Origin of the sequence: Dyadobacter sp. CY343 (assembly GCF_021390335.1) — a bacterium.
In the GTDB taxonomy this organism is placed as follows: Bacteria; Bacteroidota; Bacteroidia; order Cytophagales; family Spirosomataceae; genus Dyadobacter.
In genome coordinates this window covers 1,478,809-1,500,237 of sequence record NZ_JAJUXK010000001.1, presented here as the reverse complement: position 1 = coordinate 1,500,237, position 21,429 = coordinate 1,478,809, and the positions used below count along the sequence as shown (strand labels likewise).

The window sequence follows — 21,429 nt, the reverse complement described above, 5'->3', positions numbered from 1 at the left end:
TTAGATTATCATACATGAATTACTCACAGCTTACCAGTTCAGAACGACTGGGTATCCAGACGCTCGGCGAACTTAAAAAGGCAGGTTATCAGACACGTTCCATCAAGCAGGAGTTAAGAGATAATCTGATTACGAAGATCAGGCTAAAAGAAAATATTTTCCCCGGTATCTGGGGCTATGAGGAAACGGTCATTCCGGATGTGGAAAGAGCTATCCTTTCGATGCATAATATCAATTTCCTGGGATTGCGCGGACAGGCTAAAACGCGTATTGCCCGGATGATGGTGGATCTGCTCGATGAATATATTCCTTATATCAAAGGCTCCGAGTTGCACGACGATCCGCTGGAACCACTTTCACGCAATGCGAAGGATTTCCTTGAGGAGCATCGAGATCATACAGAAATTGCGTGGCTGCATAGAAGCGAGCGCTATACTGAAAAGCTGGCGACACCGGATGTATCTGTTGCGGATTTAATCGGTGATGTGGATCCTATTAAGGCAGCCACTTTAAAATTGCCCTATTCAGACGAACGCGTGATCCATTTCGGACTAATTCCACGTTCGCACAGAGGTATTTTTGTGATCAATGAACTTCCTGATTTACAGGCACGTATTCAGGTGGCTCTGTTCAATATTTTGCAGGAAGGCGATATTCAGATCCGTGGTTTCAAGCTGCGTTTGCCACTTGATATACAGTTTGTTTTCACTGCCAATCCGGAAGATTATACCAACCGCGGAAGTATTGTCACGCCGCTGAAAGACCGGATTGAAAGTCAGATTGTGACCCACTATCCGAAGACGATCGAAACAGGCAAGAAAATTACTGAGCAGGAAGCGGTTGTTAAGGCTGAGCAAAAAGAGATTGTTAAAGTAAATGAGCTGGCCAAAACGCTGATAGAACAGATCGCATTTGAGGCGCGTGAGAGCGAATATGTCGATAGCAAAAGCGGTGTTTCTGCGCGTTTGACAATTTCGGCGTACGAAAGCTTGCTGAGTACAGCTGAGCGTCGGGCGCTGATTAATGGCGAAACTTCTACTTATGTGCGTATTTCGGATCTTTACGGCGTAGTTTCGGCTATTTGCGGGAAAGTCGAGCTTGTTTATGAAGGTGAAGTAGAGGGGCCGGTTATCGTGGCGCAAAACCTGATCGGAAAAGCAATTCGGACACAATTCCTGAATTTCTTCCCGGATCCTGAAAAAACGAAAAAGAGCAAGATCAATCCTTATGCGAAGGTCATAGAATGGTTTGGTGCCGGAAATGAAATGGAAATGCCGGGCGATATGACCGAAAGGGAATATGTGGCGAGGTTAAAGACCATCGACGGCCTGGACGATTTCGTAGATATGCTGAGTGCCTATTCCAATGCAGAAGAAAAACTGTTTATGATGGAATTTGCATTACACGGAATGGCTGAATTTTCTTTGATCGGAAAGCAATCGCTTGACCAGGGAATGAAGTTTCAGGATCTGGTGAGCAGTATGTTCTCAGGACCGGAAGATGAAGACTTTGATTTTGATGAAGACGACGACGACCGCAAACCGTTTTAAGTTATAGAACTCGATATCAACAAAAAATGCCCTGTTTTAAAGCAGGGCATTTTTACTTTACGATAATCTCAAATTATAATGGTGCTCCTTCGTCTACAATGTTTGGCTCACTGGTGTCGATCAAAGAATCGGGCTCGTTACTTACTTTCCCGCGCACTTTGGCTTCCAGTTCGTCCAGTAGCTCAGGATTGTCTTTCAAAAGCGTTTTAACCGCGTCCCTACCCTGTCCTAGCCTGTTTCCATCATAGCTGAACCATGAACCGGCTTTCTTAACGATTTCCAGTTCCACAGCAAGGTCAATTACTTCACCTACTTTAGAAATACCTTCACCATACATAATGTCGAACTCTACCACTTTAAATGGAGGCGCAACTTTATTTTTCACCACTTTCACACGGGTACGGTTACCCAGGATCTGGTCAGCGCTTTCTTTAATCTGTCCGACGCGGCGAATATCCAGACGCACCGAAGCGTAGTATTTCAGTGCATTACCACCGGTAGTAGTTTCAGGGTTCCCGAACATCACACCGATTTTTTCTCTCAACTGGTTGATGAATATACAGCAGCAGCCGGTTTTGTTAATTACGCCGGTTAGCTTGCGAAGGGCCTGTGACATTAATCTTGCCTGCAAACCCATTTTGCTTTCACCCATTTCACCTTCAAGCTCTGCTCTTGGAACAAGTGCAGCGACGGAGTCAATTACGATAATATCCACAGCCCCGCTGCTGATCAGATGTTCTGCGATTTCAAGTGCTTGCTCGCCATTGTCAGGCTGGGAGATCAGCAAATTACTTGTATCAATACCAAGCTTTTCAGCATACGCCCTGTCAAAAGCGTGCTCTGCATCAATAAATGCTGCCAGGCCGCCTTTCTTTTGTGCCTCTGCAATGCAATGCATTGACAGCGTTGTTTTACCCGAAGATTCCGGGCCATATATCTCAACGACGCGACCTCTCGGCACGCCTCCTACTCCTAATGCCAGGTCAAGCCCGAGCGACCCTGTAGAGATAACCGGAATATCCAAAACCTTACTGTCGCTCAGGCGCATTACTGTGCCTTTACCATAAGTTTTGTCCAGCTTTTCAAGTGTGGTCTGTAATGCTTTTAGTTTGTTGTCCTTATCGGAAATTGGTTGTGCCATAAATGGTGACAAAAAGTTAGTTTGTACATAGAAAAAGCGGCTTTTGCAGTACAAAAACCGCTTGAAAACTGGTCTTTTTCTAATTGTAAATTTAGTAAATTCAGAGCATAAAGCAATGTAGTATTCGGCAAAAAATGATGCTTTTTATGGCTTAAAGCTCATTCCTAAATCGTTAGCTAACAGTCAGGCAAATTGCTAGTTTTCAAATGGTTAATTTCATTGATTTTAAGGTAAAGCAAGTCGCGCGTTTACCTCAGATCCATGATATGTATCCGGAAAATTACTTATTTTATTGATATCTTACCGGCTCGCAGCTTTTAATTAGATTTGCGCCGCTGAGGCAGGTTAAAGCTGGCCTTTTTACATTAACAATCTTGAAAAAATACGCTTCCATTGATTAAGAAGATATTACTGGCCTTGCTGGCTCTCATTCTGTTACTGAGTATCTTTTATTACGATGTACTCTCTTACGGCTTCATGCAGGCGCGCGGACAGATCAGTATTTTGATGAATGTAGAGAAGGTAGACGATATCCTGGCCGATCAGAATTTCCCCGACTCGCTCAAAAGAAGGATCCGTTTGATACAGGAAATCAAGCAGTTTGGTGTGGATTCGCTTGGTCTTGAACCTTCTGAAAACTATACTACTTTTTACAACCAGCACGGTCGTCCGCTGATCTGGCTGATCACCGCTTCTGAGAGATACAAAATTGAACCTCACGAGTGGCACTTCCCTATCGTCGGGACTTTTCCTTACAAAGGCTTTTTCGATTCTACCAGAGCAGTTTCCGAGGAAAAGGAGCTGATCAAAAAAGGGCTGGATACTGATATCGGGGACGTTTCTGCGTGGTCGACGTTGGGCTACCTCAAAGATCCGATCCTTTCCAGTATGCTGAAAAGGAAGGACGGCAGCCTGGCAAATCTGATCCTGCACGAGCTTACGCATGGTACACTTTTTGTCAAAAACAATCTTGAACTGAATGAGAACCTGGCAAGTTTCGTAGGAGACCAGGGCGCGATCCGATTTTTGAAATATAAATATGGAGCTGAATCTCCCGAAATGCGGACTTATGAATATTCGAAAAAATATAACGACGCCTATTCGCAGCACATGCTGCGCGGGACGGTGCGACTTGATAGTTTATACAAAACATTTGGAAATGAACAAGCTGCGGATGCCCGAAAGGATACTTTGAAGAAGCAGTTGATCAGACAGATCATTGATGACACGGACACACTTCTTTCGGGGACCCAAACGTTAACAACAAAAAAACGACTTGCCGACGATAAACTGCCTAACAATGCATACTTTATCAGTTACCTGACTTATAAATCGAAGCAAGAAATATTTTTGAAAGAGTTTGAAAGCAAGTTCGCGGGTGACCTGAAAGCTTACCTGCAATATTTAAAAAAGCAGTACCCCTCTATGTAATAATCTGATTAGTATGAAGATAGCCATTTCGATATTAGCCGCTTCAATCTTATTGTTTCTATTTTCTTTCCGTCAAATGGAAGGAGAATCTGCCGAAAACCGAGTAGTTTCCAACAAAAGTTTTGGTACGGGAGAGCGTGTTGAATACCGCGTCCACTACGGATTTATCAATGCAGCTGAGGCAAAAGTCGAGATTTCTAAGAATATCTCGATGATCAATAGCCGCCCCTGTTATCGCGTGAATGTAACCGGCCGAACCGTGGGCGCATTTGATCTGATCTCGAAGGTTAGAGATACCTGGCGTTCCTATATTGATACCACGGCTATTCTACCACAAATGTTTGAGCGGCAAATTCAGGAAAACAAGTATAAAAAAGAGGAAAAGGTGATGTTTAATCACCAGAGAGATCAGGCTGTATCCAGCGTAAAGGACGAAACGAAGACTTTCGCAGTCCCCAATAATATACACGATATTATCAGCGGCTACTTCTTTTTGCGCACGGTCAACTTCGAAAAAGTATCCGAAGGCGAGATTATTGAAGTACCTACTTTTTTCGACGGAGAAGTTTATAAACTGCGCGTCAGATATGTGGGGAAAGATGTGATCAAAACCAAATTTGGAAAAACACGCGTTTTGAGAATTAACCCACTGATTCCTACCAATAAATTTTTCAAGGATGAAGGGGCAATGCGACTGTGGGTTACAGACGATTCCAACAAGATACCGGTAAAAGCCGAGGTAGAACTTAAAATCGGCTCGTTGGAAATGGACTTGAAATCATACAGAGGTTTGCGTAAAGAAATTACCTGGTTCTGAGTTTATTCCGTTTTCTCCAATGCTGTATCTGCCTGAGCGGAAATGGCAATCGGTTCTTGGATATCTTCCAGAAAGGCACGGTAGTGCTGCCAAAACTCTTATAAAAAGATGCGATGGAGCTTTTCATCGGACTTTCGAAGTCTAAGATCAAATCGCTCTCTTCGTGTAGCTTGATATAGCTATCCAACAAAAAAGTCCTCGCATTATCTTTCCTGCCGATCTCATCGGCCGCATTAAACAGAAACACAGCTTTTCCCCTAAACCGGATCATCAGGATACCCGCGTGAATAACCCCGTCCCGATGCGCATACCACAGATCGCAGCATTGCATTCGGCTCAGACTTTTAAATAGCGCTTCCAGCGTCTGATATGAAGCGTGACTAATACCTCCCGGGATCCGGCGCGCGTGGTGATTTACAAAGAGAAAAATCAGCGGGTGAATGTGATTGCTGACCGAATAGCGCCACCTGGACTTCTCCGAGCGTTTTAAATTCCGCACGCGGTCCCTGGAATAGCCATTTGCTATTTTCTCATATTGCTGATCCAGAGGAAGCCAATGTGTTTTTTGCTCCTCAACCTTGATACCTGCAATCTGACTAAGCTGAGCCCGCAATACTTCATGATTATCGGGATTAAAATGATAAGCCGATATGTAGCGGTAATGCTTATTGAGCTGAGCCAGGAAAGCAGCGATCTCTTCGGCAGTAACTGGCCGTTGAGAAAAAACACCCAGATACTGGCAAAAATGCGGCTGGTAAACGATTTCAAAGCCCCATTTCCGGCGGACCGACAGCGGCATAATGATCTCATATTCGCCCGCGGAAGACCAGACGAGCGCTTTCCAGTCGCTGCATACCAGATCGAGGTAAAAAGTGAAGGCGTAAATAATGCTTTGCCCGGACTTTTCTACCAGTCTGTTCCAGGCTGCATCGTTAATTTCATTGCGGTTTAATAGGATCGGGACCAACGTTTCAGAGTCAAGTGAGAATATTCCTGACCCTTTAGACGTAAGATGCTACTTAAAGTAACTGCGAAGCTTCTGTAAAGTTTCTTCCACGTCCGGCGTTTCGTCCATCAGCAGGTTGATACTTTGTATAGAATGGATGACTGTACTATGATCGCGGCCACCAAAATGGTACCCGATTGACTTCAAAGGAAGATCTGTATATTCTTTGGCAAGGAACATTGCCAGCTGCCGTGGGTACACCACTTCTTTTTTGCGACTTTTACTTTTAAGGTCTGCAATCGTTACCTGAAAATAATCGGCGATCACTTCTTGAATCGTATCAATAGTGACTTCCTTATTTTCATTCATGACGATATTTTTCAGCGTATTCTTCGCCAGCTCCACATCGATTTCCCGGCGCGTAAGCGAAGCCTGGGCCATCAATGAAACGATCACACCCTCTAACTCCCTTACATTGGAATTAACACTGTGTGCGATGTATTCGATTACATCGTAATCAATATAAATACCTTCCGACTGGATCTTTTTCTGAATGATCGCGATCCGGGTTTCATAATCAGGTGCCTGCAAATCGGCGGTAAGTCCCCATTTAAAGCGGGATAGCAAACGATCCTGCAAGCCCTGCAGCTCTCGCGGAGGCCGGTCGCTCGTCATGATGATCTGCTTTCCGAGCTGGTGCAAATGGTTGAAGATATGAAAGAAGGTATCCTGCGTTTTTTCTTTTCCTGACAAAAACTGAACATCATCAATGGCTAGTACATCCACTTTCATATAGAAATCAGTGAAGTCCTGCAGGGTATTATTTTTTATCGAATTAATAAACTGGTTCGTAAATTTTTCGGAAGACACATACAGTACCAGCTTATTTTCATAGTGGTTCATAATGTAATTTCCGATCGCCTGCACCAAATGCGTTTTTCCCAATCCTACCCCACCGTACATCATCAACGGGTTAAACGACGTCAGACCAGGACGTTGCGCAACAGCAAAACCGGCCGAGCGAGCGAGCCTGTTACAGTCCCCTTCGATAAAATTATCAAATGAGTAGTTTGGGTTCAGATAAGTGTCCAGATTCATTGAATCCTGGTCCTTGCTTTTATGATTCGAGCCCAGGCGCGGGTCGGTAGCGAAATTATCCGGCTTGGAATAGTTCGGTGACTTCGGCGTCGACACATTCATGGTAAGCGGCTGGTGCTTGTCGTTTCCCTTATCGACAATGATCGAATATTCCAGCATGCCGTCCCGTCCGATCGCATAATCCAGCGCTTTCCGGAGCAGGTTTACGTAATTATCTTCCAGCCACTCATAAAAAAACTGGCTCGGAACCTGGATAGTGAGCACTTTTCCATACAGTCGCAGCGGCCGAATCGGCTCGAACCACGTCTTAAAACTTTCGTCAGGAATGTGCTGCTGAACGATCCTCAGACAGGCATTCCAGACGTGGTCCACTTCTGTATGTGTGTTAACTCTTTCCAATGTGTAATTAACCAAGACTCAGATTTTTGTTTAAGGGACGGCAAAGATATAAAAATACCTGATCTGTCAAGATTGGTCCAGGGTTCAATTTAATACCATTATGCCCGAACTCCAAGCCAATTGATAAAAACAGACGGATTAAAAAATCGGGCGATGCGGTTTTATTTTACGTATAGTATCTCACCAAAAAGTATGGGTTCAAATTTGTAGATTTGCTCATATCGCTCACTTTTTCCCTAAGCCAAACCGACTATGTCCAGCTCACTTTTTGCAGATTTCGCGCCGGCGGATAAGGCTGTCTGGGAGAAACAGGCGCAGAGAGAATTGAAGGATAAATTCGATTTGCTATCGAAATACAACGTTGCAGGCGCAATTTCAGTAGAAGCGTATAGCACCGCCCAGGATCTGGATGTGGAGCAAATATCAGCGATGCAGCAATGTCAGAAATCTGTTCCTAGCTGGCTCAATCTTCCATGTATCCGGTTTGAGGACACTACAAATACCAATACTGAAATCAAAAATGCGCTTAGTTCCGGTGGCGACGGTGCATGGATCGAGCTGGGCGGCAATATGCTTTCCGCACATGATTTTTTGAGATTGTTTAAAGATATTCGTCTGAGCGATCATACTTTTTTCTTTAAAAGTACCCAGCCCGCTCACGAGCTCTTTCAGCGGCTGTCAGGAAATACTGGTTATCAATTAAAGGGAGGAATTGCATCTGATCCTATTGCAAACCGGATGCGGACCGGCGCCTCGTTCGAACCATTTCTAAGTTCTGTGGTCAGTTTGAGTGGAGATACCTTACGCTTGCCAGGCTTTCGTTCGGTTATGGTTGAATCTCACATTTACCATAATAATGGTGCAGATCCCGTTCAGGAGCTTGCCTTTACACTTTCCTGCGCGGTTACCTATATGGATCTTCTGACCAATGCCGGTTTGTCTGCCGCGCAGGCATTTAATGAGCTCTTTTTCTCTGTCTCAATTGGCACTTCCTACCTGACTGAGATTGCCAAGCTACGTGCGTTGAGGCACTTAATAAATAAAATCACGCTCGCCTACCAAATTTCCGACGAGCAAGCAGGCACATACATTCATACGCAAACCTCACACTTTTATCATTCAGACAGCGCGAGTCATACGAATCTGATCCGCACGAGCTCGGAGGCAATGAGTGCGGTGACTGGCGGGTGCGATGCGTTGACAGTCAGCGGGTTTCAAGATCATTTATCCAGGCCAGCCACACTTTCTGACCGGATTGCGAGGAATACCTCTTCCGTACTTTCCTTTGAGGGATATCTCGACCTGGTCGCCGATCCTGCCGCCGGATCTTTTAGTATCGAAATGCTGTCTCAACAACTTTCCGCAGCAGCGTGGGAGCTGTTTCTTGAAGTGGAAGAGAAGGGTGGACTACTCAGTTGTTTTGAAAATGGTTTTGTTCAAAAAGAACTTAGGAAATCTCTCAACAAAAAGATCAGTGATTTGAATGGGACGAATTTGATGGTAGGACTGAATCGTTTTACAGAGCCGGAAACGGTTTCTAATCCGGGCAATATGTCCCCGACCGGCACGTCGCCTTTTTTAACAGATCTCCGCCTATCCGAATGTTTTAAAAATCAGCAACACGCATTATGAAGCCGGATTTTAAGAATATTCCTGAGCAAAAATTTACTTCTGTTTCCCCCAAAAAAAGCAATGGGAAACTTGCGACAACACGCGAAGGAATTCGCCTGCCGAGCCAGTTCACTTCCGACGATATTGCAGGTTCGGAACATATTTCGTTCGGCGCAGGTACTCCCCCATTTCTCCGGGGCCCCTACGCCAGCATGTATCTCGATCGCCCGTGGACTATCCGCCAATATGCGGGGTTTTCGACCGCCTCCGAATCCAATGCTTTTTACAAACGAAACCTTGCAGCCGGCCAAAAAGGTCTGTCAGTTGCATTTGACCTGGCTACGCACCGCGGCTACGACTCGGACCATCCCAGGGTTACCGGCGATGTAGGAAAAGCCGGAGTTGCGATCGATACCGTAGAAGATATTAAAATGCTTTTTGATCAGATACCGCTCGATCAAATGTCTGTCTCCATGACCATGAATGGCGCTGTGATTCCGATAATGGCATTTTTTATTGTAGCGGCGGAAGAACAGGGCGTTTCGAAAGAACTGTTATCAGGTACGATCCAGAATGATATTTTGAAGGAATTCATGGTTCGCAATACCTATATATATCCACCTGCGCCTTCCATGCGGATCGTGGGCGACATATTTGCTTACACATCGCAGTTCATGCCCCGTTTCAACTCGATCAGTATCAGCGGTTACCACATGCACGAAGCGGGCGCGCCGGCACATCTGGAACTGGCTTACACGCTGGCCGATGGACTGGAATATATCAGAACGGGCATTGCCGCAGGAATTGATATTGACAATTTTGCACCGAGGCTGTCCTTTTTCTGGGGAATTGGGATGAATCATTTTATGGAAATAGCCAAAATGCGCGCTGCCAGGCTATTGTGGTCAAAAATCGTCAGGCAGTTTGACCCAAAAAATGAAAAATCTATGGCGCTGCGCACGCATTGCCAGACCAGCGGATATAGCCTTACCGCGCAGGATCCGTACAATAATGTAGCCCGGACAACCGTAGAGGCGCTGGCTGCGGTGCTGGGGCATACGCAATCTTTACACACCAATTCACTGGATGAAGCAATGGCTTTGCCTACTGATTTTTCAGCCCGGATTGCCCGGAATACGCAGCTTTTTCTCCAATATGAAACTGATATCTGTCAATTCGTCGATCCCTGGGGAGGTTCATATTATGTAGAATTTCTGACGGATGAACTGGTAAAAAAAGCGTGGCAGTTGATTGAGGAAGTGGAGCAGATCGGCGGAATGACCAAAGCGATCGAAGCTGGTTTACCGAAAATGCGGATAGAGGAAGCTGCTGCCCGGAAACAGGCCCGGATTGATTCGGGAAAGGATATTATTGTGGGTGTAAATAAATTCAGGGTTGAAGAAGAAGATGCAATTGAGCTGCTGCAAATTGATAATCAGGCAGTAAGACAATCACAAATTGATGCATTGAGCCGCATTCGTGCGCAACGGGATAGCAGGGAAGTAGCAGCGGTACTGGAAGCGATTACGAATGCTTGCAGGAGCAGCGGCGGAAAAAATATGGACACTAACCTGCTTGCGCTGGCAATCAATGCAGCCCGGGCCAGGGCTTCATTAGGTGAAATTTCAGAAGCGATGGAGAAAGAATTTGGGAGGTATAAGTCAACGATCAGGTCAATTTCAGGGGTATATCAGGCGGAAGCCTCGGACGACGAGCATTTTAAAGCTGCGCGGGAGCTTTCAGATCATTTTGCAGATATAGAAGGCCGCCGCCCGCGGATATTGGTGGCTAAGATGGGTCAGGACGGTCACGACAGAGGAGCGAAAGTGATTGCCACCAGTTTCGCCGACCTGGGTTTCGACGTGGATATTGGCCCCCTTTTTCAAACCCCACAGGAAGTGGCGCAACAGGCTGCCGAAAATGATGTGCACGTGATCGGCGCTTCCAGCCTCGCTGCGGGACACAAAACGCTGATTCCCGAACTGATCGATGCCCTTAAAGTGATTGGCAGGGCTGATATTATGGTGATTGCCGGCGGAGTGATTCCCCCTCAGGATTATCAGTTTCTGTACGATGCGGGTGTGAAGGGTATTTTCGGACCGGGGACGATTATCTCAGTAGCTGCACAAAAGATCCTTACTGATCTGATGCAGGAGCATTAATTAACCCGACCAAAAACGAGAGAAGTGCAGTTTCCACCGAAACCGAATGAGTTGGAAAGCGCGTACCGTATCGGGCGGTTCGCTTCGAATTCCATCAAAGGCGCCGTATCGAATGTTTTCACGGGGTTGCTGATATTCAGACTCGGATAAAGTTCGGAGTGGAGAATGCTGAGAATACTGTAAATCGCCTCTACCGCCCCAGCCGCACCAAGCGTGTGTCCGGTAAACGATTTGGTTGAATTGAACGGCGGTATTTCCCCAAACAGCTCATGCAAACCAAACAGCTCAACGTCGTCATTATTATTGGTGCCCGTACCGTGCGCATTGACATAATCAATCTCTTCAGAGCCAATTCCCGCCATCGTAATCGCCTCTTTCATGCAGCGAATAGCGCCGATTGCTTCGTCCGACATTGCGGATGGGTGGTATGCGTCATTTGCATTGCCGTAACCCAACATTTCTGCATAAACTTTTTTACCAGCAGCGCATTCCTCAGATTCTAGTACAAGATATGCGGCTCCCTCGCCCAGGTTCAACCCGTCGCGGTTCTCATCAAAAGGCTTACAGGCTGATTCAGAAAGGATTTTTAGTGCATTGAAACCGTTGACCGTATATTTCGCAAGGCTATCAACACCCCCGACGATTACCCGCTTCGCCCGGCCGGTTTTAATCAATCTCGCGCCAAGCATAATGGCATTTGCCGAAGAAGAACAAGCGGTATTGATCGTGTCTGTAAATCCGCTGATCTGATATCTGTCTACCAGCCTGAGTGTATGTGCGGAACATCCGTACGCATCCAGGTATTCTGAACCGCTGGATTTCATATTCGCATCGTCGTAAAGCTGGTCGGTAAGGCACATTCCTCCGACGGTACTTGCCGAGATAAAAGCAGTATCGGCGTCAGAAAGTTGTTCTTTCGTGAGACCGGCATCCTGGATTGCCTCTTCGAATGCCTTGCTGGCCAGCAGACAGGTTCTGGTATACCCAAGGCTGTCTTCCAGGCCAAGTAAGGCTTTCAATTTATCATTGGAAATGCGGCATTCCCCAAACGGAAGCTTGGAGGCATATTGCGATTCAAAGTAGGTTGCGTCTCCTATTCCAGTACGCCCGGCGCGAAGGCTCTCATGGTTTTGAGAGAGATTTTCTCCAATGGCAGAGATAATGCCCATTCCGGTAACCAGGACTCTTCCCATGATCAGGCAACTTTTGTATTGGCAAGAATATATTCCGCCATGTGGTTAACGTCAATCAGAATCTTTCTGCCCTCTGCCGGATTTTTGATCTTAATACCATATTCTCTTTCCAACAGCACGACAAGTTCCAGAGAATCAATCGAATCCAATCCCAAATCACCGCCGAATAGCGGTTCATCGTCCTTGATATCTTCCGGATTGACGTCCAATAAATTAAGATACTGTACAATCTGCCCTTTTAAAATGGGCTTCAAACTTATTATGTCCATATGAGTAGTTAAATGCTGCGGAGGCCAAACTTAAATAATTCTTTCGAGCCTGAGTTTAAAATATGTCGCGAGCTGGCAAATCAGTATAAAAATCCCTAAAAAAGAAAAAACCAGCCCAAGCTCTTTCCAGCTTCCTCCTTTTAAAAACAATACATAAAATCCTTCCAGACACCAGTGGAGCGGCGAAAAGTTGCTCGCATACTGCATAAATCCCGGCATGACAAACGTCGGGACCAGGATTCCACCGATCGCGCCGAAAATGATAATGGATATAGCACCGAAACCGTTGGCCTGCTGTTCCGTTTTGGAAAAAGCGCCGATCATGAGGGCGTAACTAACTGCTGCCATGCTACTTACAAATACAACTGCTATTAATGCAAGAAAATTATTAGGTACCGATAACGTCGGAAGTCCGAGCTTAGGCAGTATCCAGATACCCATTGAGAATGTGAGTGACACCTGAAATACAGCCACAACTACATAAATGGCCATTTTACTAAACATGACCAGCATAAATGTAGTCGGCATTGTCTTCAAACGCAGGAAGCTGCCATTTACCCGCTCCTTTACAATATTACTGCCCAGAGAAACAACCATAAAAAACATCGCGAATATCGTCCACGCAGGTACATTATGCTGGGTTGAATTGGGTAATGCAGTAGAGTTATTATTGCTGGCAACAATCTGATCGATCTTCACCCGGTTCAAGATCATTTTTTTCTTCAATACCTCCGATTTGTCACCCAGGTCCATATTTGCATACATTCTATCGATCATCAGTGAGTTTTCGATCATGCTCATGTACGACTGCACAATGCCCATCACCGACTGGCTGTAATTATCCTGTAAAACGGGATCGTGGTAAAAAGACAGCCTGGGCATATCCACCTTATCTTTTGCAATAGAATCGTATTCAAGCCCCAGATCATCCATAAGTATATTGCTCACGTCCCCTGCATTGCTTTCCAGCCCGGCCGAAAATTTCTCCGGGATAAATAGCGCGATCATCTTGCCTCTTGCAAGCAGCTCGGAACGTAAAGACTGTTGTGGGATCTGATCCTGGCTATCGATCTTGAAAAGGGAGGAGCTTTTAAGCGCTTTAACCAGCTTATCCCCTTCCCCACCTTTGTCATGGTTAACTACGAGCAACGGAATCTGGTTTTCGTTCACCATTTTATAGGCGCTATCCTGGATGATCGTAATGATAAAGACGAGCAAAAGCGGCATCAAAAACATCAGTGCCAGACCTGTCTTATCGTTGATAAGCAGTAAAAATTCTTTACGAAGTGAGGAAAATAATTTGAACATCCTAGTCCCTGTAGGCGTCTCCGGTCAGGTTGATAAATAATGATTGCAGGCTGGCTACATGGTGCGCAGTTTTCAGTGCCTGTATCTCCCCTTCAGCAATAACCTTACCATGATCTATCAATGCGATACTTTTGCAGAACTCCTCCGCTTCGGACATGTGGTGGGAGGTGTAAATAATGGTAGTGCCGGTTTCATTTACCGATTGCAGATACCGAATAATCGCATTTCTGCTTTGCACATCGACGCCGACGGTAGGTTCGTCGAGAAATAAAATGGCTGGCTCATGAATAATGCCGATCGCTAAATTTACCCGCCGTTTCATCCCGCCCGAAAACGTCTCTACCTTATTATCAGCCGCTTTCGAAAGGCCCAGTACTTGGAGCAAATGCTCCCGCCGCTCTTCCAGTTTGGTTTTGGGAATGTTATACATTGCCCCGAAATAGTCAAGATTCTGGCGCGGGCTCAATTCCTGGTAAAATGCGTATTCCTGCGGGACAAAGCCGATCCTGGATTTTCGCTGGGATTTAGATAGCGATTGACCATCGACATAAAAACTGATATCGCCGGAACTAGCGGGCACAATGCCGCAGAGAATGGATATTAATGTGGTTTTCCCAGCACCGTTTGGCCCCAGCAGACCAAATACGTCACCGGTTAAGATATTCAGTGAAACGTCCGAAAGGCTACTTTCCTGAGCACCTTTGTATTTTTTTGAAACATGTTGAATTTCAATACACACCCGACCGCCTGATTCCATCATCCTGTTCACTTCCCGAGGTTAAATCTGGAAAGCTTTTGAAATGCTTCCTTTTCTACCAGACGAATATCCACCAGCATATCGGCAATCTCTTCAAAATCCTTCTGTTCGGTGAGCCGACCTTTATAAACGCCGGCCATTTTGATCGCACTGGCTCTCCACATATCCCCGGCTTTGGTAAAATCTTCCGAGACCTGTAACAGTCTGTCATCCTGCATGTAAGCGGCAGCCTCTTCCAGAAATGCACCGTAAAGAAACCGGAATCCTCCGCCGCCCGTACCGATCTCTTCCTGCATCCGCACGATCTGGCCGAGATACAAGCTGGCTTTTTTCAGCCCCAATTTGTCCCGCCATTTCCGAATGTGACCAGCAGTGTGCCTGATCCCATCCACGCCCGCGAAATTTCCCGGAATCCGCAGCATATCACGCACATTTCGGTTAATACCCTTTACAATACCCTTGCGGATCGTGTCCTCAGAAATCTTCTTTACGCTTTCGGGAAAATAAATATGTCCCTTTGGAGCAAGCGGCCCTTGCGCAAATCGCACGCGGGTCAGTTCTTCGCGTGAAAGTGAAGTAACATCTTCCATCACCGGATCGCTTATCATATAGCGATTGTCTTCGCTTCCATAAACGATCAGGTTGTGCGCATTGAAGTGAAACCGGTATTCTTTGGGGAAATAAGTCAAGTGAAATACGCCGACCTGGCAGCCTACCGGCACGCCTTCTTTTACTTTTTGATCTAAAAAAGCTTCCGCCGCAACCGGATTTGAAAACTTTTTGCGGGTAACTTCAACTCCAAGCGATCTGCAAGTTCTTTTGAATATCGCTCCGGGCATGGTTCTGAATGAAATAGCAGGACCATTATTAATAGTCAGAAAAGGAATTTGAATATAAAAAAGACCCGATCCCATCCCGAATGCGAGTGGTTCGGTCATAAAATCCAGGCCGTGGTACCGAAGCAGTGCTGTGGTAACGCCATTCTCGCAATGCGCTGTCTGTACATGATGAAATGCATCAGTCGTGCTATCAATATTCACTGTTTCAACCTTTAAAATTTTTCAACTCACTTACAGTAATGTCGAAGGCACTGGCGTATTTGGTCAATTGACGTTCGCTGAGATCTTTGAAAACAGAAGGTTTAAAATGTCTTTTCGTGAAGAAGGTAAAATTTCCCGTATAACCTGAAAGTACTCCCACGTCCATTAATCTCAATTCCATAAAATAGTAAATCGGGCTTTTTTCGCCATTCATTACTGCTTTTCTTGCTTCTTCAATCCGCTCATTCACTTCAACCCAGGCACTGTCAAGTGCATCCTTTTTCACATTCCAGCCGTCGCTCAATGCAGTTTCGTACTTCCCATCTTCATTTTTGACGTAACAGACTTCCCGGGTCAACCTGGAAAGTGCGCCGGGCTCCTGTGGCAAATCTTCCTTTTTCATGTCGACAAGATTTCAAAACAGAAATTTGGTAGGACTAATACACCAAGTTAATAAAAATATGTTTTAGCAAACTGTCAGCAAACAGAACATATAGGAGAACCTCGAACTTTCAGGAACTGCTAACAGGATCTTTTCGCCCTTTTTAAGCAATCCGCAATTAAATAGCTCTTCAACCATCATGTAAATAGATGCCGCTCCCACATTTCCCGCCGACGCGAGATTCGTAAACCACTTCTCCTTGGGCACGGGAATTCCATTTTCATTCAGGGTATCTTCTATTTTACTCTCAAAAAAGTAAGAGGAAATATGTGGCAGGAAATAATCGACGTCATCCATCGTCACCCCTTTTTCGTCCAATATACTTTTAAGGTTTGAAAACCCAAGCTTTACAATTTTTTCACTTAACAGCTTGACATCCTGCTTAATGCTGAAAATTGACTTTTCAAGAATTTCCTCATTGGAGAAATCCTTGTAGCTCTTCAAAGTTCCGTCTTCCTGCTTGTGCGCACCCATATACATACACGCTTCCTCTTCGTTAGCGAATGAGCAACCCTCAATCCATTCAATTTTAAGGGACGGTCCATTCGGGTTGGGTTCGCCTTCGATCAGGAAAGCACCAGCGCCATCGGAAAGCATCCAGCGAAGGAAATCCTTGTCAAAAGATACATATGGATTTTGTTCCAGGCGGATCAGCTGCTGCACTTCCTCCTCAAACTGCCCTGCACGCAAAGAAGGCGAAAACCGCTCAGAAGCCGCAGCAACAGCCATTTTCTTGTCTTTCAACTTAATGGACATGTACGCATATTTCAGCGCATGCATTCCTGCACAGCACACACCGGATGGTGATACCACCTCGATCATACCCGTTTCAGGCAACCACCCGTGGATCATTACCCCGTGAGAAGGCATGATCTGATCCGGACTGGACGTTCCGCAACTCAGCAAGTCAACATTTTTGATTTTCTCAGGATCGGATGCAAAAAGACCTTTCACCGCGAGCGCGGCCATTTCGGCATTGGTGTGCGTCGGCTCTCCGTCCCTCGTGTAAGCGTAATATCGGCTCTTGATCCTGTTATTCCTTAAAACGATTGATTTTGACTTAGAAGGTTTGCCGTTTATAAATCCTAAATACTGCTCCATTTCCTCATTGGGTACGGATTCATTCGGAAGAAATTTAGCAGCTCTGGTAATGTATGCTTCTGACATTGTACTGGTAAGTATTGACTCTAATAAGTGATGTGCTCTGTTATATCTACAAAATGTGTAAAATTCTTCGACTAAGCGACTCCGTAAAAATACTCCTTTTCCTTCTTAATTTTACTTTGCATAAAAGGCGCTATCAAAACGAAATAGAACGTCAATATGATAGGAGATGCTACAAAAAGAGCTATTAATAAGTAATATTTAAACAAATTGACGAAAAATTTTCGCTTCTCCGGTGTTGTTCCTTTTTTCTTGATCAATCCTGCCCATATCTTAAAAATCTTCTTCCCGCGCATTTCGATGAACCAAATGTCGGTAGGAATTTCAATAAGCCCCAGAGACAGTATCTGTCTTTGCAGATTGGCGAAGTCATTGGTTTTGAGCGCATTATTCACAATTGAACCAAACCTGCCTGCGCCGTCAATATCACTTTGACCTACTCCCGGAACAGGCAGCAGATTCCATTTCCGCTCCTTGCGGCCCGTCAACATCCAGTGGAAAATAGTGAGCACGCTGATCAGGTTCGGCTCGCGATCCATCAATGGAATATTCCCAACCAAAGTACCGCCGGCTTCACGAATGTATTTTTTTATACTCTCCTGTGAATTCAGCCACATATTTCGCCCACCTATAATGGTCACAACCGGAGTTCCGTTCAATTTCCTCTGGAAATCAGGATCTTGCAAAAGTGACGTGATGGGTAATGATGGGGAAAGGAACCAGGGTTGATAGCCGATCACAATGAGATCGTACTTATCCGAACCGTAGTTAACGGGCTCTAATTGAATTGGTTCCTCTAAAACACATTCCGGCATGGTGTCATAAAACACCTCACTTGTCCAGGGAAAGTTTATGGGCTTTACCGGCTTTATTATTATTCTCTCAACTTGTGAGGGATCAAAAGGTGCTAAAAAATTATCGATGATCTCATGCAACTGTCCGGATTGCGAGTAATTAACAACTAGTACTTTCGCCATTTAACTATCGATACAAATATTTTTATTTCAAATCAGCAGCTTTCAGGACTTTCGAATCCTTTGCGTAGTCTGCTATAATCGCTTTCAATCCTTCGTCTAACTTCGCGTAACCAGCCAGTACAGCCCTCTTGTCTTCGTCGATTTGCTTGTTATATTTCAAGACATTGGGCGCATGTTCCTGAACGGTTAGTCTCAGAAACCGAAACTCTACCTTGTCAGGATTTTGTTTAATCTCATTTTCCAGCAACTGAGCCCCTTTTTTGAAGGTATTCACTTTGGTTTTTACACCTTTTAAAAAACCGGCCTTTTTCATCGTCAATGCGCCGATGTAAGCGCTGTTCTGAGCGGAAGATTTTTCAGATTCCAGCTGGGAGATCATTTTATCAATCGTTTTCTCTTCGCCCGAGGATAGTGCTTGGTAAACAGATTTCTTGTCAACCAGAACGGCTCCGAAGCCATTTGAAAACATTAGAAACAACAAAAAACAACCAATCGCTGACCTCTTCATAGCTTTGCTATCTACGTTTAGTATTCCAAAAAGGATTAAGCCTTCCGCTTTTTCCTGCACTCCAGAATAGTATGGTAGCTGTCTCCGATCAGGGGATAAGTTTCGACCACTTCCAAACCCGCCTTCCCGATAAGGTCCTTCATTACGCCGATCCGGTACATTTTACTGTTACCGTTGGCCATAATCGTAAAGTACAGGGACGTCGCTACCAGACTGTAATGTGCAGCAGGATAATTCTGGTTATCAAAAAATGGTTCCAGAATGAAGATCGTCGTATCCTCAGAAGCCGCCTGACATGCATTATCCAGAATCTGCACAATCTGCTCTTTTGAGAAACAATCCAGGAACTGGCTCATCCAGATCACGTCAGCGCCCTCCGGAATTCTCTGGGCAGTGTCCAGCAGGTCGATCGGATGAAAATCAATGCGTTCCAACAGATTTTTCTCTGTCGCATTTGCTTTCGCTACCCTAAGCTGGACCGGCAGGTCGAGTATCTTGATCCTGACATTTGGATCGTGCGCGCAACATGCGAAAGACCATTTTCCGGTATTGCCGCCTATATCGAAAAGTTGTTTTGGTTTTTTCTTGAAAACAATTTTCAGTGCCTCAGGAAAAGCATTATCTGAATAGTAGTGATCAAATTCAAACCAGGAAGTTTTCGCTGGCTCGGGAAGCACGGAAAGCCCCTCGTAGATCGTGGGCCAGTCGCCTAGCGTTTTCAATCCTTCGGGTTTGCCGTTGATGAAACTCTCAGTCATATTCTTCGCTCCCAGGTAGCAAACATCATTCATAAAATTGATATTGACCCGGGTCATTTCATCTTTCAAAAGAAAAAAGCCCACTTTGGTGATCCTGACAATATCTTCCTCTATCTCTATCACCCCAAGGATCTCCGCCGCTTCCAGCAACAAATGGATACTATATTCCGAAGCTTCCAGTTTTTCAACGATCTTGTCTATCCCGACACCCTTTCTGTTTTCGCTGATAAATTGCAAAATCCCCAGGTCCCGCAATGCGACTACCGACTGGAAATAAATCGGCCCGAATGCTATCTTTTGTGCTTCATACTTAGCCTCAACGGCGGACATTTCTTTTTTCATTATTTGCGTTTAAGGTTCCTGATTCTCCGGAGAAGAGGATATCATCCGGTCTTTAAATTTTCGCCTGAGTTTCTTCGTTTTCAGATCTTCCTCGTGCCACTCAATGTATTTGCCCATTGTCCCCTGAAAACGCTGGAAAAAGTTTTCTCTGTCGGAAAGCTTCTGGAAATTCTCCGCAATCGCATTGGTCACGTCAATTTTTGGTTCGTACAAATTAAGCGTTTTTACTGTATCGATCACCGTAGGCAATAACCCGATCGGCAGCTCGAAGCGTTTGATAAACCGTTTCATATAGCTCGACTGAATAGGATCAGTTGACAATGCGATTTTTGTAAAACCCTGATCCTTAGCCAGCCTGTACGAATAATAGATATTTTCAGTACTGTGCTGCGCTTTTTCCTCTGTAAAAAGATGCTCGCGGGGCACTCCCAGCGCTTCGGCATAGTTGGCCATCACACGGCTCTCAATATACTTCGTCGCGACCGCTGATCCGGAGAAAATTATGTTTTTGGTATAACCCTTGGAATACAGGTAATGCGCCCAGTGAATCCTCAGCTGCAACACCATATCCCACTTTTTACCGTCGTAAGGAAAACCCGGCACGATGATCGCATCGTAGGGTTGCTGCTTCATTCCCTTGTGATATTCCTTCTCAGCTGCGCGGTAAAGCATTTTGCCGCATCCCGACAAAAATAAGGAAAGGATACCCGAAAGGATCAAGGTCGTGATCTTCACAATAGAGGTTATCAATTTAAACAGTAAGCTGTGAAATGTTCACCGAAACGGCAAGCAGATCACAGCTTATCAGGTAGCGATATGGTATCGGTATTGAATTCTGGTTTTAAAAATAAGCAATTCTCTCTATTTTCTATCCTTTAAAAGCTTTACGCCACTTCATATAAAGCCTGGAATCGATCTCTTGAGTGATCTTATATACAGCTCCGGCCCAATAGTTACGAAATCCAAAGCCGCCCGCTTTTCCTTCAACACGCTCAGTGTGAAGTACTTTTTTTGTTTTAAGATCAATGAACGTGACCCAGGCGCTCATTCTTTCGGCAGTTTTACTCAAACTTTCTACCACATACACGACGCCTACCCCGTCCTTTTCGCTCAATGCATATTCAGATACCGATTTTTTTACCTGCTCTTCCGTAATCGCATGTTCCGTTTCAGTGATATTTTCAGCCACATTAACCGACTTATTTAATTTCACCATATCCTCTACTCTGGAAACATATTGATCGTCTGCCAGACTAAACGCTTTTTGAAGTGAGAATTTCTTCGGCTCCATTTCGATCAGATTGTTCCAGCTTACTATATGTTGGTTCTGGATCGCGGTAGGATCCGTAAAACCCACAGCACCTACGTATTTAGCCTGCGTAAAATCCAGCCCCAGGAAAACCAGCTTGGTTTTTCGGGCGAATAGGTCCGCCATCGTATTATCCGCCAACACCGCCCCCGCATTACATAGTAGCACAGCAAAAAGTATTAACTTTTTCATCGTGTTAGATATTGA

20 protein-coding genes are annotated in these 21,429 nt (G+C 45.1%); 5 read left to right on the top strand and 15 right to left on the bottom strand.

Going from position 1 to position 21,429, the window contains the following annotated elements:
- Positions 1-14 precede the first annotated feature (14 nt).
- Positions 15-1,550, top strand: a complete 1,536-nt coding sequence (locus tag LZG94_RS06170; RefSeq protein WP_233791043.1) for a sigma 54-interacting transcriptional regulator — start codon at positions 15-17, stop codon at positions 1,548-1,550.
- 73 nt (positions 1,551-1,623) lie between these two features.
- Here LZG94_RS06170 and recA read toward each other — a convergent pair whose 3' ends face one another.
- Entirely contained in the window at positions 1,624-2,691 is a 1,068-nt protein-coding gene (gene recA, locus LZG94_RS06165; RefSeq protein ID WP_233791042.1) for a recombinase RecA, read from the bottom strand.
- Positions 2,692-3,084: 393 nt separating this feature from the next.
- On the opposite strand from recA, the gene LZG94_RS06160 reads away from it, so the two are divergent.
- Both LZG94_RS06160 and LZG94_RS06155 read left to right on the top strand, forming a co-directional pair.
- A complete protein-coding gene (locus tag LZG94_RS06160; protein ID WP_233791041.1) occupies positions 3,085-4,122 on the top strand; it encodes an aminopeptidase in 1,038 nt (345 codons plus the stop codon).
- 13 nt (positions 4,123-4,135) lie between these two features.
- Entirely contained in the window at positions 4,136-4,939 is an 804-nt protein-coding gene (locus LZG94_RS06155) for a DUF3108 domain-containing protein (RefSeq protein WP_215235297.1), read from the top strand.
- Here LZG94_RS06155 and LZG94_RS06150 read toward each other — a convergent pair.
- Positions 4,926-5,906, bottom strand: coding sequence for a GNAT family N-acetyltransferase (locus tag LZG94_RS06150; protein ID WP_233791040.1), 981 nt, complete (start codon positions 5,904-5,906; stop codon positions 4,926-4,928). The two genes, LZG94_RS06155 and LZG94_RS06150, sit on opposite strands and share 14 nt — an antisense overlap.
- 48 nt (positions 5,907-5,954) lie before the next feature.
- Positions 5,955-7,382: a chromosomal replication initiator protein DnaA gene (gene dnaA / locus LZG94_RS06145; RefSeq protein ID WP_233791039.1), complete on the bottom strand. Its 1,428-nt coding sequence runs from the start codon at positions 7,380-7,382 to the stop codon at positions 5,955-5,957.
- Between the two features lie 252 nt (positions 7,383-7,634).
- On the opposite strand from dnaA, the gene LZG94_RS06140 reads away from it, so the two are divergent.
- Together LZG94_RS06140 and scpA are read left to right on the top strand one after the other, a co-directional pair.
- Positions 7,635-9,014, top strand: coding sequence for a methylmalonyl-CoA mutase family protein (locus tag LZG94_RS06140; protein WP_233791038.1), 1,380 nt, complete (start codon positions 7,635-7,637; stop codon positions 9,012-9,014).
- Complete coding sequence (gene scpA, locus LZG94_RS06135; protein WP_233791037.1) at positions 9,011-11,155, top strand: methylmalonyl-CoA mutase; 2,145 nt, start codon at positions 9,011-9,013, stop codon at positions 11,153-11,155. Before LZG94_RS06140 ends, scpA begins: the two co-directional genes overlap by 4 nt.
- Here scpA and LZG94_RS06130 read toward each other — a convergent pair.
- The 12 genes from LZG94_RS06130 to LZG94_RS06075 form a co-directional block, all read right to left on the bottom strand.
- Positions 11,152-12,348 carry a beta-ketoacyl-[acyl-carrier-protein] synthase family protein gene (locus tag LZG94_RS06130; RefSeq protein ID WP_233791036.1) on the bottom strand — a complete coding sequence of 399 codons (1,197 nt, stop codon included), beginning with the start codon at positions 12,346-12,348 and terminating at the stop codon, positions 11,152-11,154. The genes scpA and LZG94_RS06130 overlap by 4 nt on opposite strands.
- Positions 12,349-12,350: 2 nt before the next feature.
- Positions 12,351-12,617, bottom strand: a complete 267-nt coding sequence (locus LZG94_RS06125) for a phosphopantetheine-binding protein (protein ID WP_215235302.1) — start codon at positions 12,615-12,617, stop codon at positions 12,351-12,353.
- 30 nt (positions 12,618-12,647) lie between these two features.
- The gene (locus tag LZG94_RS06120; RefSeq protein ID WP_233791035.1) at positions 12,648-13,925 is read right to left on the bottom strand and encodes an ABC transporter permease; all 1,278 of its coding nucleotides are present in this window, start codon (positions 13,923-13,925) and stop codon (positions 12,648-12,650) included.
- 1 nt (position 13,926) lies between these two features.
- Complete coding sequence (locus LZG94_RS06115; RefSeq protein ID WP_233791127.1) at positions 13,927-14,685, bottom strand: ABC transporter ATP-binding protein; 759 nt, start codon at positions 14,683-14,685, stop codon at positions 13,927-13,929.
- Positions 14,686-14,690: 5 nt separating this feature from the next.
- Positions 14,691-15,722, bottom strand: coding sequence for a BtrH N-terminal domain-containing protein (locus LZG94_RS26460; RefSeq protein ID WP_233791034.1), 1,032 nt, complete (start codon positions 15,720-15,722; stop codon positions 14,691-14,693).
- 4 nt (positions 15,723-15,726) lie between these two features.
- Entirely contained in the window at positions 15,727-16,125 is a 399-nt protein-coding gene (locus tag LZG94_RS06105) for a hypothetical protein (protein ID WP_233791033.1), read from the bottom strand.
- 63 nt (positions 16,126-16,188) lie between these two features.
- Positions 16,189-17,331, bottom strand: a complete 1,143-nt coding sequence (locus LZG94_RS06100) for a beta-ketoacyl-ACP synthase III (RefSeq protein WP_233791032.1) — start codon at positions 17,329-17,331, stop codon at positions 16,189-16,191.
- 71 nt (positions 17,332-17,402) lie between these two features.
- On the bottom strand, positions 17,403-18,305 hold the full coding sequence (locus tag LZG94_RS06095; RefSeq protein ID WP_233791031.1) for a hypothetical protein: 903 nt from the start codon (positions 18,303-18,305) through the stop codon (positions 17,403-17,405).
- A 22-nt stretch (positions 18,306-18,327) separates the two neighbouring features.
- Positions 18,328-18,813 (bottom strand): hypothetical protein, encoded by a 486-nt coding sequence (locus LZG94_RS06090; RefSeq protein WP_233791030.1) that lies wholly within the window; start codon positions 18,811-18,813, stop codon positions 18,328-18,330.
- Positions 18,814-18,848: 35 nt separating this feature from the next.
- Positions 18,849-19,913, bottom strand: a complete 1,065-nt coding sequence (locus LZG94_RS06085; protein ID WP_233791029.1) for a methyltransferase — start codon at positions 19,911-19,913, stop codon at positions 18,849-18,851.
- A 9-nt stretch (positions 19,914-19,922) separates the two neighbouring features.
- Complete coding sequence (locus LZG94_RS06080; protein WP_233791028.1) at positions 19,923-20,648, bottom strand: YdcF family protein; 726 nt, start codon at positions 20,646-20,648, stop codon at positions 19,923-19,925.
- A 133-nt stretch (positions 20,649-20,781) separates the two neighbouring features.
- Entirely contained in the window at positions 20,782-21,414 is a 633-nt protein-coding gene (locus LZG94_RS06075; protein WP_233791027.1) for a hypothetical protein, read from the bottom strand.
- Positions 21,415-21,429 lie beyond the last annotated feature (15 nt).

Bases quoted from the DNA above. Each gene is read 5' to 3' on its own strand.
- recA (WP_233791042.1), bottom strand. From the start codon at position 2,691: ATGGCACAACCAATTTCCGATAAGGACAACAAACTAAAAGCATTACAG.
- LZG94_RS06115 (WP_233791127.1), bottom strand. From the start codon at position 14,685: ATGATGGAATCAGGCGGTCGGGTGTGTATTGAAATTCAACATGTTTCA.
- scpA (WP_233791037.1), top strand. From the start codon at position 9,011: ATGAAGCCGGATTTTAAGAATATTCCTGAGCAAAAATTTACTTCTGTT.
- LZG94_RS06085 (WP_233791029.1), bottom strand. From the start codon at position 19,913: ATGAAAAAAGAAATGTCCGCCGTTGAGGCTAAGTATGAAGCACAAAAG.
- LZG94_RS06125 (WP_215235302.1), bottom strand. From the start codon at position 12,617: ATGGACATAATAAGTTTGAAGCCCATTTTAAAAGGGCAGATTGTACAG.
- LZG94_RS06130 (WP_233791036.1), bottom strand. From the start codon at position 12,348: ATGGGAAGAGTCCTGGTTACCGGAATGGGCATTATCTCTGCCATTGGA.
- LZG94_RS06090 (WP_233791030.1), bottom strand. From the start codon at position 18,813: ATGAAGAGGTCAGCGATTGGTTGTTTTTTGTTGTTTCTAATGTTTTCA.
- LZG94_RS06170 (WP_233791043.1), top strand. From the start codon at position 15: ATGAATTACTCACAGCTTACCAGTTCAGAACGACTGGGTATCCAGACG.
- LZG94_RS06120 (WP_233791035.1), bottom strand. From the start codon at position 13,925: ATGTTCAAATTATTTTCCTCACTTCGTAAAGAATTTTTACTGCTTATC.
- LZG94_RS06100 (WP_233791032.1), bottom strand. From the start codon at position 17,331: ATGTCAGAAGCATACATTACCAGAGCTGCTAAATTTCTTCCGAATGAA.
- LZG94_RS06105 (WP_233791033.1), bottom strand. From the start codon at position 16,125: ATGAAAAAGGAAGATTTGCCACAGGAGCCCGGCGCACTTTCCAGGTTG.
- LZG94_RS06075 (WP_233791027.1), bottom strand. From the start codon at position 21,414: ATGAAAAAGTTAATACTTTTTGCTGTGCTACTATGTAATGCGGGGGCG.
- LZG94_RS06155 (WP_215235297.1), top strand. From the start codon at position 4,136: ATGAAGATAGCCATTTCGATATTAGCCGCTTCAATCTTATTGTTTCTA.
- LZG94_RS06140 (WP_233791038.1), top strand. From the start codon at position 7,635: ATGTCCAGCTCACTTTTTGCAGATTTCGCGCCGGCGGATAAGGCTGTC.
- LZG94_RS06095 (WP_233791031.1), bottom strand. From the start codon at position 18,305: ATGGCGAAAGTACTAGTTGTTAATTACTCGCAATCCGGACAGTTGCAT.